The 19,654-nt window shown below is 61.3% G+C and carries 17 protein-coding genes; 6 read left to right on the top strand and 11 right to left on the bottom strand.

Translation table 11 applies throughout. The annotated features are described in order from the left end of the window. Positions 1 to 21 precede the first annotated feature (21 nt). Complete coding sequence (locus EPB08_RS13500; RefSeq protein WP_130619627.1) at positions 22 to 582, top strand: hypothetical protein; 561 nt, start codon at positions 22 to 24, stop codon at positions 580 to 582. A 123-nt stretch (positions 583 to 705) separates the two neighbouring features. Continuing rightward, positions 706 to 1,359, top strand: a complete 654-nt coding sequence (locus tag EPB08_RS13495; RefSeq protein ID WP_130619626.1) for a class I SAM-dependent methyltransferase — start codon at positions 706 to 708, stop codon at positions 1,357 to 1,359. Between the two features lie 261 nt (positions 1,360 to 1,620). Here EPB08_RS13495 and EPB08_RS13490 read toward each other — a convergent pair whose 3' ends face one another. The 10 genes from EPB08_RS13490 to EPB08_RS13445 form a co-directional block, all read right to left on the bottom strand. Next, positions 1,621 to 4,026 carry a hypothetical protein gene (locus tag EPB08_RS13490; protein WP_130619625.1) on the bottom strand — a complete coding sequence of 802 codons (2,406 nt, stop codon included), beginning with the start codon at positions 4,024 to 4,026 and terminating at the stop codon, positions 1,621 to 1,623. Positions 4,027 to 4,093: 67 nt separating this feature from the next. After that, entirely contained in the window at positions 4,094 to 4,507 is a 414-nt protein-coding gene (locus EPB08_RS13485) for a GtrA family protein (protein WP_130619624.1), read from the bottom strand. A 95-nt stretch (positions 4,508 to 4,602) separates the two neighbouring features. Continuing rightward, a complete protein-coding gene (locus EPB08_RS13480; protein WP_130619623.1) occupies positions 4,603 to 5,895 on the bottom strand; it encodes an NAD(P)/FAD-dependent oxidoreductase in 1,293 nt (430 codons plus the stop codon). Between the two features lie 48 nt (positions 5,896 to 5,943). After that, a complete protein-coding gene (locus EPB08_RS13475) occupies positions 5,944 to 6,888 on the bottom strand; it encodes an NAD-dependent epimerase/dehydratase family protein (RefSeq protein WP_130619622.1) in 945 nt (314 codons plus the stop codon). 9 nt (positions 6,889 to 6,897) lie between these two features. Beyond that, on the bottom strand, positions 6,898 to 7,635 hold the full coding sequence (locus tag EPB08_RS13470; RefSeq protein ID WP_130619621.1) for an SDR family oxidoreductase: 738 nt from the start codon (positions 7,633 to 7,635) through the stop codon (positions 6,898 to 6,900). A gap of 2 nt (positions 7,636 to 7,637) precedes the next feature. Then, positions 7,638 to 8,942: an FAD-binding oxidoreductase gene (locus tag EPB08_RS13465; RefSeq protein WP_130619620.1), complete on the bottom strand. Its 1,305-nt coding sequence runs from the start codon at positions 8,940 to 8,942 to the stop codon at positions 7,638 to 7,640. Further along, complete coding sequence (locus tag EPB08_RS13460) at positions 8,942 to 10,336, bottom strand: UbiA family prenyltransferase (protein WP_229238356.1); 1,395 nt, start codon at positions 10,334 to 10,336, stop codon at positions 8,942 to 8,944. The genes EPB08_RS13465 and EPB08_RS13460 overlap by 1 nt, the downstream gene beginning before the upstream one ends. Positions 10,337 to 10,597: 261 nt before the next feature. Continuing rightward, positions 10,598 to 11,950, bottom strand: coding sequence for a phosphohexomutase domain-containing protein (locus EPB08_RS13455; RefSeq protein WP_130619618.1), 1,353 nt, complete (start codon positions 11,948 to 11,950; stop codon positions 10,598 to 10,600). Between the two features lie 14 nt (positions 11,951 to 11,964). Next, entirely contained in the window at positions 11,965 to 12,906 is a 942-nt protein-coding gene (locus tag EPB08_RS13450; protein WP_130619617.1) for an electron transfer flavoprotein subunit alpha/FixB family protein, read from the bottom strand. Between the two features lie 21 nt (positions 12,907 to 12,927). Beyond that, a complete protein-coding gene (locus EPB08_RS13445) occupies positions 12,928 to 13,674 on the bottom strand; it encodes an electron transfer flavoprotein subunit beta/FixA family protein (RefSeq protein WP_130619616.1) in 747 nt (248 codons plus the stop codon). A gap of 180 nt (positions 13,675 to 13,854) precedes the next feature. On the opposite strand from EPB08_RS13445, the gene EPB08_RS13440 reads away from it, so the two are divergent. Together EPB08_RS13440 and EPB08_RS13435 are read left to right on the top strand one after the other, a co-directional pair. Next, positions 13,855 to 14,874 carry a glycosyltransferase gene (locus EPB08_RS13440; protein WP_229238336.1) on the top strand — a complete coding sequence of 340 codons (1,020 nt, stop codon included), beginning with the start codon at positions 13,855 to 13,857 and terminating at the stop codon, positions 14,872 to 14,874. Then, positions 14,867 to 15,787: a glycosyltransferase family 2 protein gene (locus EPB08_RS13435; RefSeq protein WP_130619615.1), complete on the top strand. Its 921-nt coding sequence runs from the start codon at positions 14,867 to 14,869 to the stop codon at positions 15,785 to 15,787. Before EPB08_RS13440 ends, EPB08_RS13435 begins: the two co-directional genes overlap by 8 nt. A gap of 41 nt (positions 15,788 to 15,828) precedes the next feature. Here the strand turns inward: EPB08_RS13435 and EPB08_RS13430 are convergent, their stop codons facing one another. Continuing rightward, complete coding sequence (locus EPB08_RS13430) at positions 15,829 to 17,430, bottom strand: electron transfer flavoprotein-ubiquinone oxidoreductase (protein WP_130619614.1); 1,602 nt, start codon at positions 17,428 to 17,430, stop codon at positions 15,829 to 15,831. A gap of 169 nt (positions 17,431 to 17,599) precedes the next feature. Between EPB08_RS13430 and EPB08_RS13425 the strand changes: the two genes are divergently transcribed. Then, on the top strand, positions 17,600 to 18,997 hold the full coding sequence (locus tag EPB08_RS13425) for an amidase (protein ID WP_130619613.1): 1,398 nt from the start codon (positions 17,600 to 17,602) through the stop codon (positions 18,995 to 18,997). Between the two features lie 21 nt (positions 18,998 to 19,018). Further along, positions 19,019 to 19,648 carry an alpha-ketoglutarate-dependent dioxygenase AlkB family protein gene (locus EPB08_RS13420; protein WP_130619612.1) on the top strand — a complete coding sequence of 210 codons (630 nt, stop codon included), beginning with the start codon at positions 19,019 to 19,021 and terminating at the stop codon, positions 19,646 to 19,648. Positions 19,649 to 19,654: the final 6 nt, after the last annotated feature.

Here is a 19,654-nt window from a genome sequence, read left to right as displayed (position 1 = left end):
CACCCCCTTCGACGGATCCCTATGCGATCCACGTTCAGGGAGGTGGCCCTGCGAACCGGCCAAATCTTGCTGGCTTTGACTTTGAGCGCCTGTGGTGATTCAGAGCCGTTGGCATCTTCCAGTTCTTCCCGTCCGGCCGTGCAGGGCGACGTAGCCGCCACGGTTGCGCCTGAGCGCTTTGTAGAAGTGCCTAAAAGCCCCGTCACTGAAGCAACACGCACGACTGATGATTGCAACCTCGATGCCGTCGACGGTCACGGCAACTTCGCGGGTGGATTGTCCAGGGAGAGAACGGTTGTATTGGCAGGCTGGATGGTCGACGCCAGGTCTACGGCTGTGCCCGGTAAAATCGAGCTGGTACTTGAGGGACCCAAGACTTTTGTAGCGGACGGGACCACCGGCAGCCGGCGTCCTGATATCGCGCGGGCAAAAGGCTTGAAAGTGTTTGAGACGTCCGGATATGCCACCACGGTTGACCTGAAGGCGGTCGCGCCAGGACGTTATCGGGTGGTGGTACTGGGTTTCACGGGCACGGAAACGCTGGCGTGCGATACGCGCAAGACAATCAGCGTGGTTGAGTAGAGCCCAATCGCCGGGAATGGCCGGGCGTGCCAGCGCAACGGAGTGTGTGTAGACGCTCTCTGTGCGGGTGCTCCGGAACGCTATATATTTGCCCCACGCAAAAAATGGTCTTCGGGAGTCAAGATGGATTTGCAAACACTCTATAGCCAGCGTTTTCCTGAGCAGAATCTGGCTCAGAAAAACGCAATCTGGCGGGTAATCTGCAAGAACTTCCTATCCAGATACGTTCGGCCCACGGACACCGTTGTTGATGTGGGGGCTGGCTATTGCGAGTTCATCAATAACATCCAGTGTGCCCGCAAGATCGCCGTGGACCTCAATCCAGACGTCAGCCGTTTCGCCAATGCCGATGTCGAAGTGATTAATGAGAGTTGCACAGCCATAAGCACGCTGAGTGCTGCATCGGTGGACGTCGTCTTCATGAGCAACTTCCTGGAACACCTGCCGAACAAGCAGCTCATCCTGGAAACGTTCAAGGAGGCCCACCGGATCCTCAAGCCTGGCGGACATATCATTGTCCTTCAGCCGAACATTCGGTTTGTGCCAGGCGAGTACTGGGACTTCTTCGATCATCACACGCCCCTGACTGATCGAAGCTTGTGCGAGGCACTTGTGCTTGAACAGTTCACTATCAAGCGCGCTGTCGCTCAATTCCTGCCTTACACAACGAAGAGCGTGCTTCCGCAAGCTCCCTGGTTGGTGCGTCTGTACCTGGCCGTGCCACTGGCGTGGCGCCTTCTGGGCAAGCAGGCTCTCGTGGTGGGTGTGAAGCCATGATCCGGATCGCCTGATCATCTACACCGTCCCCCGAGTCGCCGACTAGTGAAAGTCGCATCGGGCGATGGGCGCTGGATCAGGGCGTGAGTATTTGGCGGTCGCCCGTTGGACGGGCCCTTGTTTCACTTGGGATGCCTCTTGGCAACAGGCTTTCCCCCGCCCGGGCTTATGGGCAGCTCGGCCGGATGGGTCAGGTTTGAATCCCGCGCGAAGCCGGGTGGCATTTGATTCTGTCGCGCCCGCCTTGGCTTAAGGGCAAGCTCAGTGCGAAGGGATCGGCGTGATATGAACATCGCGAATCCACGCCCAATCACATGCGCCGTTGCTTCCGGGGGGGCCCTGATTGATTGAGATTCTCAGGCGCTGGCCGCGCTGGACGGAGACTTGGTGGCTGTAGGTTGCCTCCAAAGCAGAATGAGGAAGCGCATAGGGGTTGAGATACATGCTGCCTTGCTGAGGATCTTGTCCATCAGCATAGGCTGAGAGACCGATGCCATCAGGATGGGCGGACAGACAAGTTGGGTCCGTCGTTGCTCCTTCGTTTAGGCCAAACTGCGCGGAAACAGCATAGTGTCCCTGCGGCAGGTCGAATGTGATCGTCGCAGGCGCTTGGAAATTCAGAACATTCTGGCCGTTGACCTCCCATCGGCGCGGCTCTTGTGACAGCTCCGACGGCTTCACATTGAAGCCGGGAAAGTAGGCTGACAGCAACCACTCCTGTTCTGGTGCCGTGCGTGGGAGCGTGAGTCGCGATAGCTCGAGCGGCGACTTGAGAGCAAATGCATCACCGCCAAAAACGTGCCCCTGGATAAGGGTAAGGCGAACCAGTTCGCGCTTCGCGCTGCCGAACAACCAGGCGAGATATGCTTGTTGATCGACAAGGCCAGGACTGAGCATGAAGCCGGATCGAGCGACGGCCCGGGAAATGCGAAATTTCTGGATAGTTCCGTCCCTGAATTCAGCCTCGACGTACATTGGCGGCTCACGCGTGAGTAACGCATTGAGCTTTCCCCACATCGTCAGTTCTACCTCGAATCTGGCGAGGAGCGGTGAGTCAGCATAAGCGGATAGATCGACGCTCTTGTTGAAGGAGGCTTGTAGGGTGGCAACAGGAACAGGCGCAATTGGCGGCTGTGGAGCGTTCTTGTCGCGCTCGAACAGCAAGAACTGCTTCTCGTGGAAAACAGGACGATAAAGCTGAAGAATGCGCACCAGCGCTTTAGCGTCGTCGGTGTTCGGGTAGCGTCCGTCGATGGCCCCCAAATTGGCGATGACCCAGTCAGGTGCCCTGTCCGAGAGAAAGAATTCCTCGTTCACGCGCGACAGTTCATCCGAATAGGCTGAATAGCCTTGAAAGACAGGCCGAGGGCGATAGTTGAGTCCATTCGCCAGGAGATAACCCTGATCGTTCATGATGAGATCTGTCGGCGAATTTCCGACGCGAGCAGCGATACCCGGAAGCGAGAGGGACGCTCTTCGCGTGCGCCAGGCCTCAAGCCGTTGTCCATAGGCCTCGCTGAAATGAAGTGTCTGATTGATGCTGGACTTCAGGCGGCCGATAGTCGCGGTTCCGCGCAGTAATTGCTGGCCGCTGTGGGCGGGGTAGGTGTGGGCGGCGAACATGAAGCCAAGTGGCACCAGAATCAGTAGGCCCCCGACGAACGACGCGGCCCGCGTCCTTGCGGATGTTTGCAACCAGTGCCCGATGGCTAGCGCGCACATCCATGTACTGATTGACCAGAAGATCAGTAGATGACCGCCATCGGCTCTCAGCGTGCCCGCCCGATACGCGAGAACCAGGGTCGCCGCGACGGTGACGCCGAAGGCGACTTTGCCGATGGAGCGGCGTCCTACCCAGGTGCCAATTCCCGTGAGCACAAGAACGAAGAGAAGCGAACCAAGGGCGAAGATGTCCTCCGTCACGCGCGCGGGTGGACCCTGCATGGACTGACCGTAGTAAACGGCAACCTCCCAGGTCAGTCGGATATAGGAAGGTATGTTGAGCGGGTTTTGCCCGCAGCCTATCCACGCCGCGATGGGAGCGAGAAGGCCGACGGCCAGGAATAGGACTCCGAGACTGCGAGCTCGATAGGTCAGGAAGACGAGCGTCCCCATCGGTAGCCAAAGCAGCCAAAGGGGGAATGCGCTGAACTTGACCAAGATGAGCAACGATCCAAATGCTGAGAGGAGCGTGACCATCAGGACATCAGGGTTGCCTCGCTGCGGGTTCTCCGCAGTTTTGGTCAGAATCAACATCGACAGTGGGTAGAAAACAATCCACACCGACGCGTTAGACCAGATGACGCCGAAGACAAACGTTCCGACCAGATAGGCCAGTGCCCCCGGGAAGGGGAGCGCGCGCAGAGCAGCCGTCACCACACCAGAGAGGAAGAGTGCGATAACAATCTGAAGCGACAGCCATGTTGGGTAGAGTGCGGGGTCAAATGGCGCGTCGGGTCCCAGAAATCCGAGCGGACCATAAGTAAAAACCAGGTCTTTTCCCCACTGGGCATGGTGCGTTATTCCCCAGTTGAGGACTTCCTGCCAGGACGAGTCGAGGCTTGACCCGTTCAGTATCGTGCCAAATTGCATCTGCAGGAAAAACAACAGCACGCCCGTCGTAATGGCGGCGACGGTGCTCGGCACATTGGTACGTGATGAGGGCATCGGTATGCTTCCTTGCAAGAAAGGTCGACTGGCAGGCAATGTCTGTCAAAGGAATCAGGCTGGCGCGCTACCGGCCGTCGATCGTCGCAGTGCGATTGCGGAACGTGAAGTGCTTGTGGCCCAGGTAGCTGGTGATGGCGGGAATGCCAACGCCGACCGAGTGGGCAACCGTTTCCGGGTGCCACGTAAAATGCATTTGAGGAAAAACGACGCGAGCCAACAGCAGGCTGGCAAGGATGGTTTGGACGACAGCGGCCAGGTTGACAGCGATGAACCAAAAGATCTGGTGGTGCACCGGGCTTTCGGCTTCGGTGAAGACAAGGGCTCGGTTGAGCATGAAGCCGGAAAACAGTCCGACGCCGAAAGCGAGCACGATGGAAGGCACATAGCCCATCCACAAGCCGAAAAGCATGCGTGACCCGATATTGGCGGCCGCCGCTACAGCGCTCACCGCTAGAAATTTGATGAATCGTTTGGACATGAAAGGCTTAAGTATCTGAGCGGATCGTGGGTATGTCGTTGTTCCTGGCGCGGATCTCCCCGGGACCCATTGCGGGGCTTATGGGTTGTCCTGCGTCAGGCGCGCATCGCCAATGCGGCTAATTCCCTGGCGACGTGGACGCTTTCGTTGATGGAACGATCCTCGGGGTAGTAGTACCCGGTGTCGGCCATATACAGGCCATCGATGGGCGTTTTCATCGAAGGCAGCATGTCGTAAAAGCCGGGCGGGCAGATGGTCTGCGCGAAATCGTAGCGGTGGCAGTGACGCGAAATGACCCAATCCGTCTTGAATGCAGGATTCAGGCGCGATAGGTAGCCGATGACCTCATCGATGAGTGCATCATTGCTCGATGCCCATTTGGGGTGCGTCTTCGGCATGTAGAAGGGCGCGTACAGGATCGATGGCGACATCTCGTTGAGGTTCGAGTATTCGATGACCCCCGGGATGGCGATATCAGGATCATTGATATTCATCCAGAAGTTTTCGCTGAGAGGCTGCTTCAGTTTCAGGATGACGCATGCGACGGGAATATTCTTGATCGCGTCGATCCTTGCGGCGAAATCCGGCGGCAGGTCAGGGACGAGGCGCGGAACGTACTGGATGGGGGCGGTGGAGATGACGGCGTCGCATGGCTTGTGTTCGCCTGCCACCACGATGCCGGTAACGCGTCCATCGCTGACGTCGACCTTATCGATGCCTTCGCGCAAATGAATGCGGCCGCCGCGCTCAAGGATGAAGCGCTCCATTGCCTTGAGGAGGGTTGTTGAGCCGCCTTCGAGGTAGCCCATGGTCTCCTGCATCAGGTTGCGGCGTGACAACGCCACTCGCTTGATGCGGGTGCCGATCCAGGCCGCCGAGATCTGTTCGGTATGTTCGAAAAGCTTCAGTTCGAACAGGCTCTTCCACAGCACGTTGTACGCTTTCTCGCCGATCCATTTGCGGATCCACGTCGTCGCCCGCATCTTGTCGAACGGGCGCCAATCCTTGATGCCCTTCGTATACATGGCATGCAGGCCGTAGCGGAACTTGCTGATGACATCGAGGCCATCAAACTTCAACAAGGCAAGGGGGGTGCCCCACTTGTAAAGCTTGCCGTTGTAGTAGAAGCCCATCTTGGTGTCTGTCCAGCGCAGTGTATCGGACAGCCCCAGGCGCTTGAGCAGGTCGAACAATGGGTAATCGGTCTTGCAGATGAAATGGTAGTACCGCTCGATCTCCAGGCCATCGAAATTGAAGCTCGCGGACATGCCGCCAATACGGTCGTCGCGCTCGTATATATCGACTTCGTGGCCCTTCTCGAGAAGTTCCATGGCGCACATGAGTCCCATGGGGCCGGCACCGACGATCGCGTAATGCATTTTCTTCATGGAGTTGGTTTCGCTGTGCCTTGAGACACTTCGTGGATTCGACGGTGGTCAGCGCTTGAGGATGATGCCGCTGTACTGGGGGTCGCAGTAACTTTCCTTTACGGCGTCGGCAAACGGTGTCTGGCGGACGCCGAACACGCGCTCGGTATCCACCCCGCGAAAATCGTCGCCGGCCGTGAGCGCCTTGAGCTGGTCCGCCGTGAACGGCGGCTTTCCGCTGAAGAGCGCGTAGACCTTGAGAAGGAAACGGAACAGGCCGTAGGGAATGTGCACGATCGGTGTGCGCAGGTCCTTGGCTGCCTTGATGGTCTTGATGATGTCGACGTAATCGATGCGCGTGTCGCCGACGACATCGTAGACATCACCATTGGGCCGGTTCTCGATGCAGTGTGCGATGCAACGGCAGAAATCGCGTTCATACAGCGGCTGGCGCATGTAGCGCCCGTCGCCGGGAATTGGAAACACCGGCGTCTTCGCCATGAAGCGGGATAACCACCCCAGGTGCTTGGGGTCGAACCATCCGAACATCAGCGTGGGACGGAGCACGCTGTGCGCGATACCGCTTTCGACAACGAGCTTTTCCTGTGCCTTCTTCGTGTTCGTGTAATCGTCATCGGCCACCGAGATGACGACCGAAGAGCTGATGTGGACAAGGTAGGGCACGTGGTGCGTGCGTATGGCGTCCAGGACGTGTTGGGTTGCCTGGATGTTGTTTCGCTCGAACAGGTCAGGCGTTTTGCCGGTGATTTGTGCGTGCAGTTGCACGATACATTGGGCGCCCGCGAAAGCATCGGCCCAGGTGCCTGTTTCCGCGAGGTCCGCATGGATGACCTGAACCGATGGGTGAAGATCGTGGAGTATCCCAAGGTTGTACTCGTGCTTGTCGATGGCGACGAGTTGCGTGTAGCCCTGGCGCTCCAGCTCCACCAAAAGATTCTGCCCGACCAGTCCTGCTGCGCCGGTAATGACGATTTTGTCGTGCTTGCTTGCCATGGATGAATCTCAGAGCTTGACGCGCTTGAAGATTGCTTCGGGAACGCAGCGGATGATCAGCATGATCAGTGCCCAAAAGCCCGGGAGATAGGCGATGGCGCGCTTGCGATCAATGGCCCGGACTATGCCTGTGGCGACCGCATCCGGCTTGGCCCATAGCGCGCCCTTCTTGAAGTTCCGCGTCATGGGAGTATCGACAAAGCCCGGCTTGATGGTGAGCACATGCACGCCATGGGCATACAGCCGCTGGCGAAGCCCGCTGAGAAACGTAGTGACGGCAGCCTTGGCCGAGCCGTACAGGTAGTTGCTCGCCCGACCGCGGTCACCCGCCACCGAAGAAATGACCGCAATCGTGCCTTTGCCTGATGCCTGCATGCGGTTGGCGATGGGGGTCAGCAGGGCAATGGTGGACGTAGCGTTGGTGGCGAACTCCTGCAGGGACAGCTCCGCAGACGTTTCGCACGCTGTCTGATCGGGGAGGGTTCCGTGAGCGATCAGCACCACATCCATGCCACTGCGGCCCTGCCAGGCCGATTCGATGAACTGCGCGTGGTTGGCAATATCGTTGACGTCCAGCGCGTGTACCGCCACATCCTGAGCGCCGCGAACCCGAAGATCATCGGCCATGTCATTGAGACGCTGCGTGTTGCGACCAGCGAGGCAAAGGCGTGCCCCGCGTGCCGCGTAAAGTCGGCACGTCGCTTCCGCAATGGCTGAGGTGGCGCCGACCACAAGTACGTTCTGCATTTTCACTCCATGACTCTGCGCCAGAAACTCGATGAGAATCGAGGATCGATGAACCGGGAGAAGGCCTCCCATCCCGGGAAATATTGCCTGAAGTGGGTCCCTGACATGCGTGCATCCTTGGCAGGATAGACGGCGCCGCCCGAGGCGGCGACTAGCGTATCGAGCTGATCGAGCAGCGCAAACGTGGACGGGCCGGCATTGGGGAAGTCCAGTGCCAACGTAGTGCCGGGTCGCGGGAACGAAAGCATGCCGAGCGAGGGAATGTCGCCAAACTGCTTCAGTACCGCCAGGAACGAGCCACCCCCGGCCCGGGAGATACATTCGATGAGACGGGGAATGGTGCTCGCCGATTGCCCGGGCGGCACGACGCACTGGTACTGCAGGAAACCCCGCGGACCGTACATTCGATTCCATTGCCCGATGCCATCCAGCGGGTAGAAGAACGCCTCGTAGCGGGTCGTTGCCCGCCATGCCGGTTGGCGCTGGCGATGATAGTAAGCCCAGTTGAAGGCTCGCAGCGACAGTGGGTTCACCAGCGAGACCGGGGGCGTCACCCGCATGGTCAATCGGCGCTTCGGCGCATCGGGCCGTTGATCTGCCAGCGCCGGTGCGTGATTTGCGCGACTGAACAAACCTCGGCCCAAAGCCTTTCCTTTGGCGGCGCAATCAATCCAGGCAACCGTATATTCGTAGTCGCGCTCGGACGCCGCGGACAACTCAAAGAAGGTGTCCACGTCGGGAAACTTTATGGTTTCGGTGGACATCCATGGGCTCGCTATGCGCCGCAGGTGAATCTCCACACGCGTAATGAGGCCGGTGAGCCCAAGGCCTCCGATCGTCGCCGAAAACCAATCGGCATTTTCGGCGGCCGAACACTGCAGTCGCTGACCATCGGAACGCAGTAGTTCGAGCGACACTACGTGGTGACCAATCGTGCCGGCCCGATGGTGGTTCTTGCCGTGCACGTCATTGGCTATGGCGCCGCCGATGGTGACGAAACACGTGCCTGGCGTAACCGGCAGAAACCAGCCCTGCGGAACGGCGAGATTCAGTATTTCCGAGAAAAGAACGCCAGCCTCGCAGCTCAGCACGCCTGTCGTTGGGTCGAAGGCGATAAAACGATCCAGAGCCCGGGTGCGTAGCAAGTCGCCATCCGCGTTGAGGCAGCTGTCACCGTAGCTGCGGCCATTGCCATAGGGGAGCATGGACGATGCCGGCCTTGGCAGGCAGGCGTGCCGATCAGTCACGTCCACCAGTGTTTGCGCGGTGCGCGGGTAGCGGCCCCAGGAATAAGCCACTGGCGGCATCAGATCGCAGCCAGGGCGATGATCGCCGCCAGTAACAGGAGCACCCGGCTGGTCCGGTCCTTCAGGGCGAATACCACGGGATCATCATGCATGAGGTCGCGATGTGCGATGGCCCAGGCGCGGCTGATCCAGTAAAGCATGAGCGGGCAAAGGAGCCACAGGTAATGGGGATGGCTGTAGAGCAATTCGCTGGCAGTGCTGTCGATGTAAAGCGCCAGCACAAGTACGGCCAGGTAGCCGCTGGATGCACCCATTGACTGGATGAGGGAGATGTCCTCTACGTCGTAGCCACGGCCGCTCGCCTTGCCTTTGCCGCCTTTGAGCAGGGTGCGCAGTTCGACGAAGCGCTTGATCATCGCAAGGCTGAGGAAGATGAACATCGAGAACGCAAGCAGCCAGAACGATGGCTTAGTGTGCAGCGCTGCAGCACCCGCGACGATGCGGGAGGTATACAACGTCGCCAGCACGATGACATCGAGCATGACAACGCGTTTGAGCTTGAGTGAGTAGGCGGTGGTGAGGATGAAATAACCGAGCAGCGCGCCAACGAATGGGCGCGACACGATGAGCGCCAGTCCAAACCCTGCGACCAGCAGCAACGCGGCAACGGGCAGCCCCGCGAGCAAGGGCAGTTCGCCCGACGCAAATGGACGATGACGCTTGCGATGGTGTTTGCGGTCGGCGGGAAGATCCAGCAGGTCGTTGACCAGGTACACGCTTGAGGCGCAGAGCCCGAAGCACAGGAAGGCCAGGGCGGTCAGGATCACGCTTTCCGGATCGAGAATGCGGTGCGCTGCAAGAATGGGCAGGAACACGAGAACGTTCTTGATCCACTGATGGAGACGCAAGGCGTGGATCCATGCCCGGATGCCGCCGGCCTTGTGTTCGAATCGGCGTTCAACGGTGCAGAACTTCGCTGCCAGGGTAGAGAGCTTGGTGCCGCGTTCGATGACGATTGCCGCACGGGCATGCTTCCATACGCGCAAATCCACCATCGCGTTCCCGACGTAGTCGAATCCCTGCTCGCCATAGGCGTCCACCAACGCCTGGGCTTTATGGCGACCCGAGAGATTGGTCACGCCGTCGCTGGCGAACAGGCCATCAAAGCACTGGGTATGCTCCACTACCTTTTCGGCCAGCACGGTGTCAGACGCGGTGCACAGCAGCACCTCGCGCGATGCCCTTTGTTGGCGAAGCCAGGCGATCAGCTCCCGGTTGTACGGCAGGGATTCGGCGTCAAACGTCACCCGCCTGGCGATTTGCTGCTTGAGATAGGCGCGACCACGCAGCAGCCACACAAGCATGGAAAAGATCAGCCAGGGCCGACTGGCCAAAAGGGCCAGTGCTGTCTCCACCAGCAGATCGGAATGAATCAGCGTGCCATCTAGATCCACGCAAAGCGGTGGGAGTGTGCTACTCAATTCGACCGAGAGTGCTTCCATCTAACGCTATCCCCTACCTGGAGGAGTCACCGTCAAAGCGGTCCCCCCCCCCCTATCCAATATGCCCAAGGTTAGTGTAGGGGAAGGCCGATACGGGAACTAGGCGACACTATCCTGGCTGTGTCGGCGCTGTGAAATGCCGCGATGTATACGGCGTTACATTCTTAATTCTTAGTGGAAATTCAGCCGGCAGCCTGCCGGCGATACCCGAAATCAAGCATCGGCCGCAATGAGCGCAGTGATTTCCTCAGTTTTTTGTTGCATTAACGCGAAGTCCCCCCGCGTTTCGACGTTGAGTCGCAGTAACGGCTCAGTGTTGGAGCTTCTGAGATTGAAGCGCCAGGAGCCAAAATCCGCACTGATTCCGTCGGTTTTGTCGATGTGCGGCTGGTCGGAGTGGAATTGCTGCATGACCCGGTCAATGGCCGATGCCGCGTCCCTCACCTTGAAATTGATCTCTCCACTGCAGGGGTAAGCCTGCATGCGATCCTCGACCATCGCCGCTAGCGGCTGACCCGTGCGCGAGATGAGGTCTGCGATGAGCAGCCAGGGGATCATGCCGGAATCGCAATAGGCGAAGTCGCGGAAATAGTGATGGGCACTCATTTCGCCGCCGTAGACGGCGTTCTCGGCACGCATGCGCTCCTTGATGAACGCGTGGCCTGTCTTGCTTTGCACCGGCTGCCCACCGGCCTGCCTGACCATGTCGACCGTGTTCCAGGTCAGCCGCGGGTCATGGATGATCTTTGCGCCCGCGTGCGTCGCCAACAGCGACTTTGCAAGCAGGCCAACGAGGTAGTAGCCCTCGATGAAGCGACCCTGTGCGTCAAAGAAGAAACAGCGGTCGAAATCGCCATCCCATGCGATGCCGAAATCGGCGCCATGCGCGAGTACTGCATCGGTAGTCGCCTGCCGGTTTTCAGGCAGCAGGGGATTGGGGATTCCGTGGGGAAAGTGACCGTCGGGTTCGTGCTGAACGCGTACGAACTCGAACGGCAGGTGCGGGGCCAGCGCATCGATGACCAGGCCCGCGCCACCGTTGCCGGCGTTGGTCACGATCTTCAGGGTCTTGAGTGCCGGCCTGTCGACGTAGCCAAGCAGGTGCTCAATGTAGGCGCTCTTGTCGAATGCCTGTCGAACCGTTCCATGCGATGCCGACTCGGAGAATGTGCCCGCGGCAACGGCATCACGGATGGCGAACAGGCCAGAGTCGCCGCTGATCGGCTTGGACTCTTCGCGGACCAGTTTCAGTCCGTTGTAGTCCATCGGGTTATGGCTGGCGGTCACCATGATGCCGCCTGCGGCGCCCAGGTGAGACGTCTGGAAATAAACCTCTTCAGTGCCGCACAGGCCGATGTCGATGACATCGCGTCCGCTGGCCGTGATGCCTTCCGCCAGTGCGTTCTGCAAGGCCGGGCTGCTCAGGCGCACGTCCCGCCCCAGCACCACAGGACCGGGGCCCAGGAGTTGCGAGGTGGCATTGCCAATGCGGCGGGCCAGGTCCTCGTTCAACTCATCGGGCACACGGCCGCGGATGTCATACGCCTTGAAACTGTTGAGGTTCATCCCTGACGCCTTGCTCACAGTGCCTGCTCGAGTTCCGGAATGATCTTGAACAGGTCGCCCACCAGGCCGATATCAGCAATCTCGAAAATCGGCGCTTCGCTGTCCTTGTTGATGGCGACAATGGTGCCGGCGTCCTTGATGCCGGTGAGATGCTGGATGGCGCCGGAGATACCGATGGCCATGTACAGCTCCGGCGCGATGATCTTGCCGGTCTGGCCCACCTGCAGGTCGCTCGGCACGTAGCCGGCGTCCACGGCCGCCCGCGAGGCGCCCACGGCGGCGCCGATCTTGTCGGCGAACTTGAAGATGATGTCGAAGTTTTCCTTCGAGCCCACACCGCGGCCGCCGGAGACCACCTTGTTCGCGCTCTGCAGGTCCGGGCGATCGCTCTTGCCCGATTGCAGTTCGACGAAGCGGGTGTGCGAGGGCAGGGCGACGTCCAGGCTCAGGGCTTCCACCGGCGCGTTGTTCGAACCGCTGGTAGCGGCTGCCCACGATGCGGTGCGGATGGTGGCCACGACGGTGCTGCCGGCATCGGCCTCGACCGTGATGATGGCGTTGCCTGCATAGATCGGACGCTTGAACGTGTGGGCGCCTTCCACGCTCATCACATCGCTGACCTGGGCGACGCCCAGCAGGGCGGCGACGCGCGGCAGCACGTCCTTGCCGAATGTAGTCGACGGTGCGAATACGTGGCTGTAGCCAGCCGCGGCCTTGGCGATCTGCGGCGCCAGCAAGGCGGCCAGCGGATGGGCGTTCTCGGCGCGGGCGATGGTGAGCACGCGGGTCACGCCGTCGATCTTGCAGGCATCGGCGGCAATGGCGTCGACGTTGTCGGCCAGCACCAGCACATCGATGGCTTCGGGCTTGATGGCCGCAGCGGCGCTCACGGCGCGCGCGGTGGAGGAGTTGAGCTTGCCGTTGAGGTGCTCAGCGATGACGAGAATCTTGGACATGTCGTTATCTCCCAAGGCTGCTTAAAGCAGACCCTTCTGCTTGAGCGCCGCGACCAGTTCGGCCGCATCCTTCACCATCACGCCCTTGCTGCGCTTGGCTGGCGCGGCGTAGTGCGTGGTCTTGAGATGGTCGTTGGCTTCCACACCCAGCGAGGCGAACTCGATGGCGTCAATCGGCTTGGACTTGGCCTTCATGATGTCCGGCAGCTTGATGAAGCGCGGTTCGTTGAGGCGCAGGTCGGTGGTGATCACGGCGGGCAATTCCGCTTCGATCACTTCCAGGCCGGCATCGACTTCACGGGTCACCGTGGCCTTGCCGTCGGCAATCTCGACCTTGCTGGCGAAAGTGGCCTGCGGGCGGTCCCACAGCGCTGCCAGCATCTGGCCGGTCTGGTTGGCATCGTCATCGATGGCCTGCTTGCCCAGGATGACCAGGCCCGGCTGTTCCTTTTCGATCAGCTTCTGGAAGATGCGCGCGGCGGTCAGCGGCTGCACGGCATCGGCGGTCACCACATGAATGGCGCGATTCGCACCCATGGCCAGGCCATTGCGAAGGTGAGCGGTGAGGTCGGCGGGGCCGATGCCCACCACAACGACCTCTTCCGCTACGCCCTTCTCACGCAGGCGCAGGGCTTCTTCCAGGGCAATGTCGTCGAACGGATTGGCGGAGAGTTTCACGCCGTCCGTCACCACACCTGTGCCATCGGGCTTCACCTGGATGCGGACGTTGTAGTCCACGACGCGCTTGTAGCCGACCAGAATTTTCATCAGCGGTTCCTTGGATTACCTGCGCCGGGCACCAGGCTGGCGCTTAGGAGAGTGACTCAAAAGAGTCATTCTAACTTCATTTCGCCCCCCATGCGGGTGCGCATGGTGGCGCTGTCCCCCAGCTCCCTCGGCCGCTCGCCCGGGCCGCTGCCAGCCGCCGTTTGCGCGGAAGCAACTAGAATGAGCGCTCATAACCCGAATCCGCGACGCCGAATGGGAAGAGCAAAACTGTCAGTCGTGCTGTGCAGCCACAACGGTGAGGCCTATTTGCGCCAGCAGTTGGACAGCCTTCTCCGTCAGACCCGACTGCCCGATGAGGTGGTCGTGGGAGATGACGACTCGACCGATGGGACCTGGTCCATTCTCCAGGATTTCGGCGGGCAAGGGCGCGCGCGCGGTATTGAGATTCGGTTGCTGCGGCGGTCACCGGCCTTGGGTGTGGTCGGCAACTTTTCCGAGTCATTAGGGGTGGCCACGGGGGACATCGTTTTTCTGTGCGATCAGGACGATTCGTGGCGGCCCGACAAGCTTGCGACCATCGAGAAGCGCTTTGCGTCCGATCCCAGTTTGTTGCTGCTGTGGACTGATGCGCGGCTGGTCGACTCTCTCGGGCGCCCGTTGGGCGCCACGCTTTTTGATGCGCTGGCGCTCGCGGACTCGGAAAAGAGCGCTGTGCGCGACGGGCGCGCGTTCGAGATACTTCTTCGTCGTAGCATGGCGACGGGTGCGACGGTCGCCTTGCAGCGCCGAGCATTGCAGTCGGCGTGGCCCGTTGGTGAAGGCTGGCTTCATGACGAATGGCTGGCCGTCGTGCTGTCGGCTATTGGATTCGTCGACATGCTGGAGGAGCAACTGATTGACTACCGCCAGCATGAGCGCAACGAGGTAGGTATGCGCAAACGCTCATGGAAGGACAAATGGCGCGGACTGATCGCCCCCTGGCGCAGTGCATTGCAACGGGAAGTGGCGCGGCTCAACTCGCTTGAACAACGCCTCGTTGCGCTAGGTTCCGCCATCCGTACAGATGCCCTGTCACAGCTGGCTTCGCGTCGTGAACACCTTCAGCGTCGCATCGCTCTGGGCAGTCAACCACGATGGCGTCGATTGCCATCGATTTGGCGAGAGGCACGCCGCGGTGATTACAGGCGTTTCGATACGGGAAGTCATGCGATGTTGAGAGATATGCTGCGCCATGACTGAGCACAGTACCAACGATGTTTGCGCCATTGTGGTCACTTACCACCCCGAGCCCGCTGTGTTGGGAGCACTGCTGGAGGCTTTGTCGGGCCAGGTTGCCGCTACGCTGATCGTGGACAACACGGCCTGTGCGCAAGGAGAGGCATTGGGCGACGTCGCGCTTCATGGTGCGCATGTCCTGCAGCAGTCGCAAAACCAAGGCTTGGCGATGGCGCAAAACAAGGGCATCGCCTGGGCAAGGGAGCGTGGATATGGCTATGTCCTTCTGCTTGATCAGGACAGTACGCCGGGGGAAGGCATGGTGCGCGAATTGCTCGCAGCGTACGCGCAGTTCCCGCGTGACTTGCCGGTTGCGGCAGTAGGACCGCGATTTCACGACCTGCGGGAAGATCGCGATGCACCTTTCGTCCGCATTGGGCATGTTGTCAACCAGAAGCTCTGGTGTGAGCACGATCGCCAGGTGCTGGCCTGCGATTTTCTGATCAGCTCAGGTGCGTTGATCCCGCTTTCGGTGATCGATGAGGTGGGCGACATGGATGCCGGCCTGTTCATCGACAATGTCGATCTGGAATGGAGTTTTCGGGTACGTGCGAAAGGCTATCAACTCTATGGCGTGTGCGCAGCCATGATGAACCATCGGCTTGGTGACTCTCGCCGCGCACTGCCGTTCAGCCTCGGCCAGGTGATCGTGCACGGACCGACACGCCTCTACTTCATGACGCGCAATCGACTTCGCCTGTATGGGATGAGGCATACGCCCACTGCCTGGATCATCCAGGACGTGCCGCGCTTTCTGATCAAGCTGCTTTTGTTCGGCGTCCTGATTGGACCACGCTTGCGCAATCTGCGCTTCATGCTCAGGGGTATTTGCGATGGCCTGCGCGGCCGCCAGGGACCTTGCCCACTGACCAACTGATGATCGCCTGGGGCGGACGGCATGGCCGCCCGACACGGGCCTCACAGATTCTGGTAATTCGGACCCGACCCGCCTTCCGGCGTCACCCAGTTGATGATCTGGTACGGGTCCTTGATATCACAGGTCTTGCAGTGCACGCAGTTGGCGGCGTTGATCTGCAGGCGCTTGGCCGCTCCGTCGTCGACGATCTCGTAGACGCCGGCGGGGCAGAAGCGGGTGCAGGGGTTGCCGTATTCAACAGTGCACTTGGTGACGCACACGTCGGTATCGGACACGTGCAGGTGGATGGGCTGGTCTTCGTCGTGTTCGGTGGCGGCGAAGTACACGCCGGCCAGGCGGTCGCGCGGCGGCAGTTCGCGCTGCACGTAGTCGCGCTTCGGTTCTTCCTGCTGGCCGAGCTTGTGAAGCGAGGACCAGTCTGCCTTGTTCTTGAGCGTCCACGGCGAGGCGCCGCCCACGGCAGTTTCCCAGGCCGCGTTGAACATGCCGAACCACAGGCCCTTCTTGAAGGCGGGCTTGATGTTGCGCACCTTCTTCAGCTCGGCCATCACGTCGGACGCGCGCAGCTTGGCATCGAAGCCGGCCGCGTTGAGGTCGTTTGCGGCCAGGTGCTCGGCGGCGAGCATGCCGCTCTTGATGGCCTGGTGCGTGCCCTTGATCTTGGGCACGTTGAGCAGGCCGGCGGTGTCGCCGATCAGCAGCGCACCGGGCATTTCCAGCTTGGGCAGCGACTGGTAGCCGCCGGTGACGATGGCGCGTGCGCCGGCCGACAGGATGCTGCCGCCTTCCAGCAGCGACTTCACTGACGGGTGGTTCTTCCACTGCTGGAAGGCTTCCCACGGCTGGTAGTTCGGGTCGGTGTAGTCCAGGCCGCTGACGTAGCCCAGTGCGATGCGGTCCTTGTCCAGGTGATAGAGGAAGCTGCCGCCGTAGGTATGGCTGTCGGCCGGCCAGCCGAAGCTGTGCACGATCTTGCCCGGCTGCACGCGGCCTGCGGGGACCTGCCACAGTTCCTTGATGCCGATGGAGTAGCCCTGCGGATCGCTGTCCTTGTCCAGCGCAAAGCGCTTGATCAGCTGCTTGGTGAGGCTGCCGCGCGCGCCTTCGGCGAGCACGGTGATCTTGGCCTTGATATCGATGCCCTGGGTGTAGCCGCTCTTGTGCGAGCCGTCCTTCGCCACGCCCATGTCGCCGATGCGCACGCCGGCGACCGAACCGTCTTCGTTATAGATATTGTCGGCGGCAGCGAAGCCGGGAAACACGTCCACGCCCAGCGCTTCGGCCTGCGGGGCCATCCATGCGCACATCGCGCCCAGCGACACGATGATGTTGCCATGGTTGTTCATGCCCGGCGGCACCGGCAGCTTGCGTGCGCCGGTCTTGCTCAGCAACCAGAACTCGTCCTCGGTGGCCGGCACGCAGATCGGCGGGGGATTGTCGCGCCAGCCCGGCAGCAGGGCGTCCAGGGGCTGCGGTTCGATCACCGCGCCGGACAGGATCTGGGCGCCGATGGTCGACGCCTTCTCGATGACGCAGACGCTCACATCCGGTTTGAGCTGCTTCAGGCGGATGGCAAAGGAAAGGCCCGCGGGGCCCGCGCCAACGACGACGACGTCGTATTCCATAATTTCGCGGTCGCTCATGGCGTAACTCCGGCTGGCTAGTGCGTCACGTTTCCGTCCCCCTGCGTACGGAACGGGCAATCCGGCATTGTCCGGGTTCAGGCGGTGCCGGGCAATGCGGTGGCTGCATCCTTGCAAACCCTTCATCTCCGGTGGCGATAATCGCCCGTGAGACCCAGGGAAGAAGAGCATGAACCTGCAGCCCCCGATCAATGACCTCGACCAGCGCCGGGCGACGATGTGTCAGCTGTTGCATTGGCTGGCGGTCGATCGGGTGCAGCCGCAGTCACTGGCCGAGACCTACCTGGAGGCCATCGAGCGCCTCAATCCCCAGATCAATGCCTACGTCAGCCTGAGCTCGGCGATGCTGCAGGAGCAGGCGCTGGCGGCCCAGCATCGCCGCCGGGACGGGGTGATCGGGCGGCTGGACGGTATCCCCGTCGCGCTCAAGGACAATTTCGATGTCGCCGGCTGGCCGACCCATGCGGGGTTGGCTGGCCGTTCGAGACCGGTCGGCGAGGATGCCCACATCGTGGCGCGCCTGCGCGCCTCGGGTGCCGTCATCATCGGCAAGACCAATATGGACGAGGGCGCGCTGGGCGCGACAACCGACAACCCTCACTACGGCGCCACCCACAACCCTCATCGTCATGGCTATACCGCGGGCGGCTCTTCGGGCGGCGCGGCGGCAGCGGTGGCGGCCGGCCTGGCCGTGGCCGCGGTGGGTTCGGACAGCCTGGGCTCGATCCGCATTCCCGCCAGTTATTGCGGTGTCTATGCGCTCAAGCCCACGCATGGCGAGATATCGGCGCGCGGCATGGTGCCGGCGGCCCGGCGGTTGGACACCGTGGGGCTGATTGCACGCAGCGCAGACGACCTCACCGTGCTGCTGCAGGTGCTGGCCGGTTACGACGCGGACGATCCGCGTTCGCGCCGCCGCCGCGTGGCCTTGTCGCCGCCCGACTGGGAGCCGGGTCGCCTGCGGGCCGGCTTCCTGCCCAACCTCGCCGCACTGGGCGTCCAGCCGGAGGTGATCGCCGTGTTCGAGGCCGCGCTGGCCAACTGGCCGCGCGAGCTGGGCGAACGCCGTACGGTGGATTTTTCCGATTGGGATTTCGCGCGCACCCGCCGGGCCGGCTTCCTGCTGATGGAAGCGGAGATGCTGGGTACTTTTGCCGATGACCTGGCCGATACCGAGAGCCGCGTGTCGGAACATTTTCGCCGTCTGCTCGGCTACGCCGCCGGCAAGAGTGCTGCCGACTATGCCTGCGCGGATCGCGTGCTCGATGCCGCCACGCTCAAGATGCGCCGCTTGTTTGCCCAGATCGACGTGCTGGTCTTGCCGACCACACCGCAGGGCGCGTTCCCGCTGGATGGGCCGGTACCCGATTCGCAGGCGGACCTGACCAGCTTTGCCAGCCTTGCCGGGTGTCCGGCGGTGAGCATCCCCATGGGCTATCTGCCGGACGGCCTGCCGGTAGGTCTGCAGTTGGTCGGTGCGCGCGGCTCGGATCTGCGTCTGCTCGAGTTGGCCTCGGTGCTTGCTGCGACGTTGGACGTGGAGCCGACGTTTCCCGCCATCAGCTGACGGCGGTGACGGAGGGACGGTGTGAGCCTGTTTGACCATGTGTCGCCCGTGGGCTGGCAGCCTTTGCCGCTGCCGGGCGGTGAACTTTCGTTCTGGCCCCGTTGGCTCGATGCCGACGAGGCCGATGCATTGCTCGCCGAGCTGCAGGCGTCGGTTACGTGGGGAGTTCACCGCATCCGCATCTATGGCCGAGAGGTGGATTCGCCTCGCCTGAGCTGTTGGATAGGCGATGCCGATGCCACCTATGTGTATTCGCGCACGCGCTTCGAGCCACATCCGTGGCCGCCCGTGCTCGCGAGCTTGCGTCGCCGCGTGGAGGAGGCGTGCGGTGCCCGGTTCAACAGCGTGCTGGCCAACCTCTACCGCAACGGCCAGGACTCGATGGGCTGGCATAGCGATGACGAGCCCGAGCTGGGCGAGCGTCCGGTGATTGCGTCGCTGAGCATCGGCGCCGAGCGGCGGTTTCGCCTCAAGCCCAGGCACGGAGGTGCGCGCGAGGATATGAGAGTCATCACGCTAGGCCATGGCAGCCTGCTCAGGATGGCGGGCGACACGCAGCGGCTCTACGTGCACGACCTGCCTAAGACCAGCGCGGCGATAGGGCCGCGCATCAATCTGACGCTCCGCTGGATCGATCCGTCGCGTCCTTGAACGGCT

Source organism: Dyella amyloliquefaciens (assembly GCF_004296575.1).
Classification (GTDB): Bacteria; Pseudomonadota; Gammaproteobacteria; order Xanthomonadales; family Rhodanobacteraceae; genus Dyella; species Dyella amyloliquefaciens.
The sequence above is the reverse complement of the archived record's forward strand: the minus strand, read 5'-3'. Positions and strand labels throughout refer to the sequence as shown.